8 protein-coding genes are annotated in these 9,834 nt (G+C 34.5%); 5 read left to right on the top strand and 3 right to left on the bottom strand.

All coding sequences use genetic code 11. The features are described 5' to 3' along the window. Positions 1-277: 277 nt before the first annotated feature. From ABD005_RS01890 to ABD005_RS01870, 5 genes are all read left to right on the top strand, one after another. Positions 278-811, top strand: a complete 534-nt coding sequence (locus ABD005_RS01890; protein WP_343814346.1) for a hypothetical protein — start codon at positions 278-280, stop codon at positions 809-811. Next, positions 811-1,317, top strand: coding sequence for a hypothetical protein (locus ABD005_RS01885; RefSeq protein WP_343814343.1), 507 nt, complete (start codon positions 811-813; stop codon positions 1,315-1,317). The genes ABD005_RS01890 and ABD005_RS01885 overlap by 1 nt, the downstream gene beginning before the upstream one ends. Beyond that, positions 1,314-2,375 carry a hypothetical protein gene (locus ABD005_RS01880; protein WP_343814340.1) on the top strand — a complete coding sequence of 354 codons (1,062 nt, stop codon included), beginning with the start codon at positions 1,314-1,316 and terminating at the stop codon, positions 2,373-2,375. The genes ABD005_RS01885 and ABD005_RS01880 overlap by 4 nt, the downstream gene beginning before the upstream one ends. A 192-nt stretch (positions 2,376-2,567) precedes the next feature. After that, a complete protein-coding gene (locus ABD005_RS01875; protein ID WP_343814337.1) occupies positions 2,568-3,272 on the top strand; it encodes a hypothetical protein in 705 nt (234 codons plus the stop codon). After that, entirely contained in the window at positions 3,262-5,295 is a 2,034-nt protein-coding gene (locus ABD005_RS01870) for a DNA phosphorothioation-associated putative methyltransferase (RefSeq protein WP_343814334.1), read from the top strand. Before ABD005_RS01875 ends, ABD005_RS01870 begins: the two co-directional genes overlap by 11 nt. A gap of 76 nt (positions 5,296-5,371) precedes the next feature. On the opposite strand, the gene ABD005_RS01865 is transcribed toward ABD005_RS01870, so the two are convergent. The 3 genes from ABD005_RS01865 to ABD005_RS01855 are packed head-to-tail and all read right to left on the bottom strand — an operon-like array spanning position 5,372 to position 9,758. Beyond that, positions 5,372-6,292, bottom strand: a complete 921-nt coding sequence (locus tag ABD005_RS01865) for a phospholipase D-like domain-containing protein (RefSeq protein WP_343814331.1) — start codon at positions 6,290-6,292, stop codon at positions 5,372-5,374. A 26-nt stretch (positions 6,293-6,318) separates the two neighbouring features. Then, positions 6,319-8,127 carry an ATP-binding protein gene (locus tag ABD005_RS01860; protein ID WP_343814328.1) on the bottom strand — a complete coding sequence of 603 codons (1,809 nt, stop codon included), beginning with the start codon at positions 8,125-8,127 and terminating at the stop codon, positions 6,319-6,321. Then, positions 8,124-9,758 (bottom strand): DEAD/DEAH box helicase, encoded by a 1,635-nt coding sequence (locus tag ABD005_RS01855; RefSeq protein ID WP_343814325.1) that lies wholly within the window; start codon positions 9,756-9,758, stop codon positions 8,124-8,126. The genes ABD005_RS01860 and ABD005_RS01855 overlap by 4 nt, the downstream gene beginning before the upstream one ends. Between the last annotated feature and the right edge of the window lie 76 nt (positions 9,759-9,834).

The raw sequence follows: 9,834 nt of genomic DNA, 5'->3' as shown, positions 1-9,834 counted from the left end.
ATATTGTTAGAAAGTGTCAAATAGTGAGCAATCACCTTAATATATTTAGAGCTTTGTATTAACATTTACCCAACCAGAAAGTATTTTAATGATTAACCAGCATAACTCTTACCTATTCAATCATTAATAAATTCCTTATACATTATAACATAATAAAGCCTTTAAAATGCTTTGAATTAATATTCGTATAATAATAATTTTTGTTATATCAATGGCTTGATTATTTATTGAATTAAGCTATTTGTTAAATCATGGCAAATGTTTGAGGCTAAAAGTTATGGCAAATCGTTTTTTATATATTGATCCGATTGAATCGTCTGAAAATACCTACGTCAATATCTTTGAAGTATTTCAGAGGCTCTATTTATCTTATTTCAACAAAATTTACACCCGTGGACTTGATCATTCAGATATTATCGAGCTTGCAGAAAAAGATAGTTATTTTCACTTTTCAAAACTTAGCTCTAAACTCAAACTGTTTTCATGTGATATCCCGCTGATTTTTGGTCCGCGCGAATGCTTAATCGAAGTAATCGAAGCTTTAGTTTCAGTAGGGCAAAATTATCAAATAGAACTAGTGCTTGTTGACCATTTCAATAACGAAATATTGGGTAGCTTAGAACTTAATAAATATATAACGCTAAAAAACGCTGAAACAGGAGAAGCCGAGCTGAAAGTGGACAATGATGAGTGCCTAGTTTTTTCATCAATTATACTTCTCCGTCAGTCTGTATTGTGTCTTAGAATCTCAGGCTCTATTCGAATTAACTCCCCCATTAAAATAAAAGCCCGTTTGAATGGTGATTTATAATGATTTATCTCGACTTATCACGGCTAGATGAACAGTTAAATAATGACTGCGAGTCAACTTTTCAAGAGAAAATGGAAGCGTCGGATGGTACGCGATGTATGTTAAACGCATCGCAATTCAGTGGAATAATGCTAACTAAAGCATCGCTGCAAGCTCAACAAATTCTTTGTTTTTTCGCTAATTTATCATGCCCAATCAGTATGATGAGGTTTGCTTCGTCTTTGTTTCCTTATCATTCAGAAGCATGGCCGATAGCATCTTATGAACTCTCTCAGTTATATATGTTGGAAGCTATAGAAGCAGCAATAAATATTCACTACGACAAAATTGCCAGAAAGATGATTGAAGACTTTCAATCTACAAGGGAATTTAAGTCTATAATTCTAATTGCGAGTGAAATTATTGAGAGGATAGCTGCCCCTCAACATATATGTCCAGAAGTAGATGCGTATATTCGAGAACATATCAAATTTAACACGGTCATGGAACATGGGGTTGTTCAATGAAAACAGTCGCGTCTAAGCTCGAATTGGTTGCGGTTAATTTGGGTCTCAAAGCTAACGATTATCTAGGGGTGATCAAACATTTAGCTGACATTTTGAAGTATTCAAAAAAGAAGGGAGTACAATTAAATGCAATATCATCAAATATTATATGTGATTTGATATTATCTATCACAGGGGTTCGAATAACGCCTGACAATTTAAGTATATATAAAAATAATGGTTACTACTTAGTTCAGGATGTTGCTAAATATTTAAACATCAATGAAGCCCCCTCTTCAAGATGTTGCCTATCTCAAGTAAATGGCAGATGGCTTATGGAACCTGAAAAAAAAAGTGCAATTTCTTTTTTTCAAATATCGATTAAAAATGCTGCTAGTTATCAAGTAGTAGCCGAATGTTATCAAGTCTGGTGTGAAAAAGGGATGCCGGTCGGTGATAAGAGATATTGGCCTAAGCCTGAGCTACTAGATTTTTTAATTGAGCACCAATTACTCGTAGCCCTTCCAGTTTCACACTCAAAGCCAACACAGTTAAAAATAATTTTCGACTTATTGAAGAGCCTCATCGAAAGCCCTGAGATTGCATGTATACCTAAACAAAAGCTGAACGATTACTTTGACAATGAAATCCGAAAGTTTTCATTGATTAGAAAAAATGATAATCCTCCAAAACCTTGGATAAATGCATCTGCTTTTAATAACGAAATAAACTATACGAGTTCAATTTCAGCAATCGATAGAACCTCGCCATACTTTTATATAAAGCGGACAGAGAGTAGCTCAAAAATAGGATCTGCTGATAACTCTGATCGTTTTACCCAAAAAGATGTGGGCATTGTTGTTTGTTTAGAGTCTAGAGCGAATGAAAAATTTGCTTTAGATGTTGAAACCAAGATTCGAGAATACTTACGCTGTTTTGAGATACACCCAGCAATAGGGAAAACAGATCATTATGATATTCCATTAAAATCACTGGTGAACCTGTCTATTAATTTTATTATGTCGACCCCTCAATTTTCTCAACGAATCAGAAGTATCAGTGCTACTTATTCTCACTAAGTAATAGCGATTATTTACGTAAACTGATCGACAATTTAAATTATGTTAGGTATAAAAATAGTAAGTGCCTATAAAGAGTAGAAAAAATAAGCCATAGTTAATGTTATTTACTCGCAGATATATTATAAAAATTATTAATACTATAATGTTTCATTTTATTGAGTTAAAGGAAGACAATTAAGCATATTACTTATGACCACAGAAATATTATTTTCCTCTAAAGAATTCAAACAACTATTAAGTGTTTCTGATTGCGAACTGATGCACATGCGAGTGTCTGGTGAGTTAAAATTTGTGAAAAAAGGAAATGCTTTTTTATACAAACTTCATGATAAGCAATTATTACTAAAACATCCTCTAGCTAGTCAATTATTCAATTGGTATCAAGGTAAGCACTCAATTAATATTGATAACACTCCTAAAGCAAGTGAGTCAATCCAATCAGCGAAAATGATGCTCGAAACTATTTTATTACCCATCAGCAACAAATTTGGCGATATTAATATCACCTATGGTTTTGTGTCAGCAAAATTAAATAAATTCATCCAAAAAAACAGCGCATCTGGTACATACCCTTCTATTGACCAACACGCGGCATCAGAGTTCAACAACGCTAATAATCAAATTTGCAAAAGACACGGTTTAGCCTGTGACTTCATCGTTAAAGGTTATGAAAATAAAATGGATAAGGTTATGGTGTTTATAGTGAACAACTTAGCTTTTGACAAAGTGTACTATTACGGAAAAAACAGACCAATACACGTAAGCGTAGGAAATGAAAATTTGAAGCATTTACAGGTAATGAATGAAAGTAAAAATGGCCGTAGGATACCTGGTAAAAGAGCATACGGTCATAAAGCCAAAGAATTAGCAGAAGAACTACAACATGAATGCTGAACAATTTAAAGAATTAGTTAACTCACTCGATGTAGGTAAGAAGCTTCCTGACTCTATATACTTCCATAAAGACGCCTTTTCTGAAGTTCCGAAGGCTTTGTCTAAGTTTATTAACGTTGTCGCAAAAGCATTAAAAATTGAAGATGAAAATTGGAATTTGGTTAAAGTTTTTAGAAATGACTTTCGCTTATCTCTTTTAAATTACCCATTATTTTATGATGATTCTTACCCTGCACTAGAACAAAGCGTAAATGTTGATTTAATTAAACTATCGCATCGCATAACTAGCTACTCAGCACAAGAAAACCCTCCCATCCTTCATAGAAAAGAGACAATGCTTCCTAAAGGACATGAGTTTTATGATCACTTTTGTATGATTACACAGGAGGGTGAAGCTGCTGGACTTTATGAAAATAGTCGTATGATAGGCTTTAAAAGCTCTTGGGAGAGACTAATTGCTAAGCATGGTTATGAGCTAGTTGATGGGCGCTTATTTAGGCGCTCAGCAGTAAATAACAATATTAACGAAGACAAAGAAATTGATAGACATAAAACCGCCATCGTAAGGCATGAATTATCAGCCCCTATGAATACCCTAGCCAAAAGTGGATTCTTATCGGGTGAGTATTCAATATTCGATTACGGTTGTGGTAGGGGTGATGACTTAAGAGAGTTAGAAGCTCATGGGCTTGATGCACTTGGCTGGGACCCTAATTTCAGGCCTGATGCTGAAATAATTAACTCAGATGTAGTTAATATTGGTTTTGTAATTAATGTTATTGAAGATCAAGACGAAAGAATTGGTGCTGTATTAGGTGCATGGGAAGCAACCAACAAACTATTAGTTGTTTCTGCTATGTTGGCAAATGAAAGTTATTTAACACAATTTAAGCCTTATAAAGATGGCGTCATTACTTCTAGAAATACATTTCAAAAGTATTTCTCTCAAGCTGAATTAAAAGTTTATATAGAAAGAACCCTTGATGAAGAGCCTATAGCCATATCCCCAGGGATATTTTATATATTTAAAGATAAGGTGCTTGAACAACAATTTTTGCAAAATAGGCATAAACGAAGCTATCAATGGCAACAATTAACAGCGCCTAAGCCTGTTAGTGAAGATCAGGCCAGAATACTATTTACAAAACATCAAGAACTTCTAGAGTCTTTTTGGTTGAGCTGTTTAGCTTATGGGCGAGTTCCATCTAATGAAGAATTCAGTGAGAGTGACAAAATAAAGGAAGTAATAGGTTCAAATAAAAAAGCATTAAAACTAGTAACTGATTGGTTTGGGTTGGAAGAGCTAGAGCTAGCTAAAAGTATGCGTAAAGAAGATATGTTAATCTACTTTGCTTTAGGCATGTTTGAAGGAAGAAAAGCTTATACTCACCTCCCTGACGATTTAAAACGGGATATTAAAGCCTTTTTCGATACACATAAAATAGCACAGCATCAAGCTAAAGAACTTCTGTTTGATATTGCTAATATTGAAAAAATTACTGCTGAATGCTTGAAGGCTAAGCAGGCATTGCCTGCATCTAAGTTAACGCTAGAAAATGAGTTACCACACTCTCTTACTCTTCACAAAAATTTTATTGGTGAATTATCTCCTCTATTAAGAGTATATGTTTATTCAGCCTTGCAATTGTACGGTGAGCTTGATGAGATTCAGCTCATCAAAATACATATTACATCAGGTAAGGTAACTTTGTTAGGTTATGAAGGTTTTGATAATTCACCACTACCACAACTTAAAGAGCGTGTAAAAATAAAGATGGCAGAACAAGATGTCGACTTTTTTGATTATGTTCGAGAAGAAAAACGGACAGTATTACTTGATAAGATAGAATATATCGATGAAAGTTTTAAACAATATAAAAAGCAAAAATCTTTTAATACGAAATTACGAAAAGCCATCGACTTCTCTGAAATAAATAAACATAAATTAACAATGCTTTCATTATATGAATTAATAAAGCCTTTCTATGTAATAGAAGGCTTTAAACTAACACAATTAAAGTGAACTACTACAACTAACACAGTCAGCTTCTAGGCTCTAGATTTAAAGCTTCAGAGGCAACTTGCTTCATTACTTTTCCTTATTTGATTATTCTTATTACTTCACTTCTGCTACCGGGAACATAAATTTCTATTTCATCTGGCGCATAAAGTCTTATATATTCGTACATATTAACTTGAATATCCTTTATATCTCTTCGATATGGTGCAGGGTCATCTGCTAACGCATCATGTAACATACGTGATATTTGACCAAACCCTAAATTTCTATCTCCTTGGTGTTTAACCACAGTTGTTTTGAGCCAATGATATGCCTTAGAGTTTTTAAATAATGACTGAGCATCGTCAAAATTAGTATTGTTTGACTCAATAATGGCGAAATCAAGAGAAGGGTTTATCTGGTAAATTTCACATGGTTCACCCGGTTTTGCTAATGGAAAATCAGATACAAATATATCTTTAATTTTTGGCATGATATCTTCAGGCCAATTGTCAGGTACCTCTGGTTCTGTAGAAAAATTTAACTCATCGATAAAGGCTTGCATTTTATCCAGCCGTTCTAAGGTTAACTTAACAGAAGTGTTTATTATCTTATCAATGAAAGCTTTTGACTCATCGCTTGGAGCTACTTTTGCACAAGCTTCAAGATTACATTCTTCAATTAATGCAAGTCCTTTACCTGTCATATTCGCACTACCTGTAAATATCAAATCATTATCTATTTGATATATTTTTGCATGTAAATTTGATAGGGCCTTAACAGAGTATCCAGATAGTAAACTTTCTCTAATGGCCTCAATATTACTGGCACCATCTATAAAGTCTTTGGGCAAAAATCTACCCACTAAAGCAACTTCAGGCAAATTAAATTTAGTTAATTCACTAAGCCAGCGATATGCTGGCTTAGTGATAAAAGCTGATATGATATTAACTTTTGTTGCATAAGGAAGACATGACTCTAACTTAATAGTTAGCTCTTTATTTGAAATTAAACTAGTCATGTCTACCTAGTAGTTGATTGGCTAAATTAGAAATCATTAACATCGTCGTCTGTCGGCTCTTCTAAGAATTCACTGATTACACGTCCCCACTCTCTACGAATAAAGTTTAAGTGGTTTAACTTTCCTTCATGTGTAGTCTCATTCATTACACGGGCAAAGCCTGCAATAGCGGTTTGTATTACTTCTAGCTCTTCTTCACCAAGTTTATTCACAAGCTTATTATAGAAAACATGGTTAGTGTTGAATAATACGAGTGTTAAGCCTTTACTAGTTGAAACATCGAAGAAAGCCTCAGAGTCTCTTGCAACATCTTCAATTAAAAAGCGATTACCTGTGAGGATTAATCGTTCAGCTTTACTTTCAGCTTCATCTTGAGTCATCCCACCAGCACTTTTAAGGTGCTCAACAACATCTTCTTTTTTTAACTCATCTTTTATGGTTTCGGTTTTATGTCCATGCTTCTCTCTGCTTACCGAACCTTGAGTCGCTTTACCTGCCGCCCCTTCTGCAACAGTTTTTGTTTCTTCAGCACCTTTAACGCCTTTGCCTATGACATTAATCGTTTCTAACGACTTTGTTAATGCGGAAACTTGTTTTTTTATAACACTGACTACTTTTAAAACTTGAAGTAAAGAGTCAGAATTTTCTTCTAAATCTCGAAGGTACTCTTGTTCAGAATCAAAGCCTGCCTGTGAACTAATAGAATTCATATCATATGGTATTAACTTAACAGCATCTTGCTTATTATTAGTTACACCAAAAACAGCATCTAAACTTGGTGGAAATGATATTTCAACACCTATAAAACGGCCTTTGCTTTCACGAAGTGCTGACGTCAGAAAGGAATCTCTTAAGACTAACTCTCGGTTAGCTCTTACAATTGAAACACCAACATTTTTGCTACAGTGTTTACCCCATTCTGTTCCGCCTAGTCGGCCTACAGTATTTTTTAATATCTTATCTGCAATGCTTTTCTTAACCATGGATGTGGTTATAGTTACATCATCTCGCTTTGGTTCACCGTTTTCATTTATATACTCAACTGAAACAATTTCTTCATCCATCAATTCAAAAAAAGCTTCATTTTTATAGCTACCAGGCAATACAGGTAATGATGTATTCTTTTTTAAATACATAGGGTCATTAGCTTTAAATACCTCAATCTTCCAAGTATCTAATTTTTCAGAGCCAGATGGTCGATAAGTTCGGCTTTCAATCTTTATATTGTCATTGCAAATAAAGTTACGATACATTCTACCAACTAGATGCTCACAATGACGGTAAATAGATTGTCCTGTTTTCCAACTGAGTCTATCGAGCTTTGACCAAATGATTAACGTACCTGATTCAGGTCTTTTGTTAAAAAAAGCTTCTTCATATTTTACGGGAATAGGAGAAACTTCAGGCATAGGCACTTCTTCTAAGGTACCTTCTTTCATAGCATCTACATCTAAATAGGTGTAATAAGGCTCCCCACCTTTTTGCCAACTCCAGACTTCCACTCTTTTACATTGTGAAATAGATGAATTAGGCAGTCCCATGCCAAACTTTCCCATGCCAGAACTATCATTACGATGAGTGCCACCACCGAATTGCATTGCAACTCGCAATGTTTCTGCATCCATACCGTTACCGTTATCCCATAGGGATATTTCAGAAACAGTATAGTTTTTTCTTTTAGCTAATTTCTCTTCAATAAAGCCAACTTCAACTCTTGTTGCTTTAGCTTGTAGACTATTATCAATCAATTCAGCAAGGGCATATGCGGTATTGTTATAACCGTTGTCTCTTAACGATTCTATTACTGTTGATGCACTTAAAAACCTATTGCTCATTTTACTTCCTCAGTTGTAACCCACATATCATTCCAGTATTCAAAAGCGATATTGACACTTTGAAATTCAGGAATATCATCCATAACCGTATAAATATTACATTCTTTGTTTCCACCACTTTTAAACCCTCTCATTGCTCTCCCGGCCATTTGCAGATATTGCACTAAAGAGTTCATAGGTTTAGCAATTACAGTGACGTTAGTTTTAGGGGCATCAAAGCCGGCAGTTAGTACATTAAAGTTAACAAGTACTTGTAGCTTTCCTTCTTTATATTGATTGATCTTCGCTCTGCGACTTTCAATTGAGTCGTTTTTGCTGTCGATCGATGCAGCCTTAATCCCTTTATAAGCTAATGCTGTAGCTAAATTAACTCCATGTTCTACATTACAAGCAAAAACGATAATTTGTGAACCTAGTTCACATTCAAGCATAACAGTATTAAGAACTATTTTATTACGTTCAATGTTATTCGCTAATGCCTTCATTGTTTCTGTCCCGCCTGAATCCTTTAATTCGTAGGCTGCAATACCAGAATGATCATAATTTAATGATTTAAAGTTTGCTTTAGCTAGATAACCATTTTCTACTAAGTAATCAATCGGGGATAAATACCCTGAAATTTTCATGGATATTTTGTTGTTATAAAAGAAATCTGCCAATTCTTTGTCTTCTTCAGATAATCCTTCAGCCGAATAACTTCTACCTGGCGTAGCTGTTAAACCAATAAGATCAGCAGTAAAGTCGTCCCCGGAAATGAAGTCGTTAACAACTTCACAGAATTTTGGAGCTATGGCCTTGTGAGCTTCATCAAAAATGACCATAGTGACGGACTTTCTTAATTCCTTATAAAGTAGTTGTAACTTTCTAGTATCGTTCTCTCTCAAGCTTAAAAATTTATGTAACCCCCCCACAACAAATCCTGAATCGATTCCCCCCAAGCTTTCATTTGAGTTGGAATAAAACCCGTATAGAGACGTTGCTCTATTTCCAAGTGATTGCCATGCTTTTTCAAATTCAGAATAGGCTTGCGAACATAATTCCTCTCTATCTGCCAACCATAATACAACATTTGATTTATTGGCCCTTAAGTGTTCAGAAGCAATATTCATAGCTGTACGGGTTTTCCCTGCTCCAGTAGGTAAATGAACTAAAACTCTATTGCGAGGTATTGAAGCTAAAGAAGATAGGACGTTTTGAGAAATCTCTTGCTGATAAGGATATAAAGCATAATTCGGTTCAACTCTAGAAATGCTATCTACTTCTGAATCATTGTTACTTTCGGTTTCATAAATTTCTTGTAAACCAATTTTTTCTGAGAATTTTAATAAATCTTCAGATGCCCAACTAATAGCAGCGCTATAATGTTTAGGTGAAACTTGATGAGGGGATAGTTCAAACTCTGGAAATAATTCTATAAATAATTGTGGCTTTAACCGATCGATTAGTAGGGCGCGTAACTTATCATTAAAAATAAATTCAACTTGTTTAGTACATGCAACGATACCCGCAAGCTTGATTTTACTTAACTCTGCATTTTCTGATGAAACATTTACCGCAAAATCTATTGATTGCTTAGGTAAAAAGGTAAGTAACTCGTCTTCAGAGAAATTAGATAATATTTTTTGTAACATGGAGATCCTTTTTAAAAGTCGTACAAAGCACGATATCCTTAGAGTTTTTTATTCAAACAATACTCGCTTTAAAGTA

It is taken from the genome of Colwellia asteriadis (assembly GCF_039523295.1).
Classification (GTDB): Bacteria; Pseudomonadota; Gammaproteobacteria; order Enterobacterales; family Alteromonadaceae; genus Colwellia; species Colwellia asteriadis.
This window is presented reverse-complemented; position numbering and strand designations above follow the sequence as displayed.

Excerpts from the sequence above, each read along its gene's own strand:
- ABD005_RS01890 (WP_343814346.1), top strand. The coding sequence starts at position 278 with ATGGCAAATCGTTTTTTATATATTGATCCGATTGAATCGTCTGAAAAT.
- ABD005_RS01885 (WP_343814343.1), top strand. The coding sequence starts at position 811 with ATGATTTATCTCGACTTATCACGGCTAGATGAACAGTTAAATAATGAC.
- ABD005_RS01880 (WP_343814340.1), top strand. The coding sequence starts at position 1,314 with ATGAAAACAGTCGCGTCTAAGCTCGAATTGGTTGCGGTTAATTTGGGT.
- ABD005_RS01875 (WP_343814337.1), top strand. The coding sequence starts at position 2,568 with ATGACCACAGAAATATTATTTTCCTCTAAAGAATTCAAACAACTATTA.
- ABD005_RS01870 (WP_343814334.1), top strand. The coding sequence starts at position 3,262 with ATGAATGCTGAACAATTTAAAGAATTAGTTAACTCACTCGATGTAGGT.
- ABD005_RS01865 (WP_343814331.1), bottom strand. The coding sequence starts at position 6,292 with ATGACTAGTTTAATTTCAAATAAAGAGCTAACTATTAAGTTAGAGTCA.
- ABD005_RS01860 (WP_343814328.1), bottom strand. The coding sequence starts at position 8,127 with ATGAGCAATAGGTTTTTAAGTGCATCAACAGTAATAGAATCGTTAAGA.
- ABD005_RS01855 (WP_343814325.1), bottom strand. The coding sequence starts at position 9,758 with ATGTTACAAAAAATATTATCTAATTTCTCTGAAGACGAGTTACTTACC.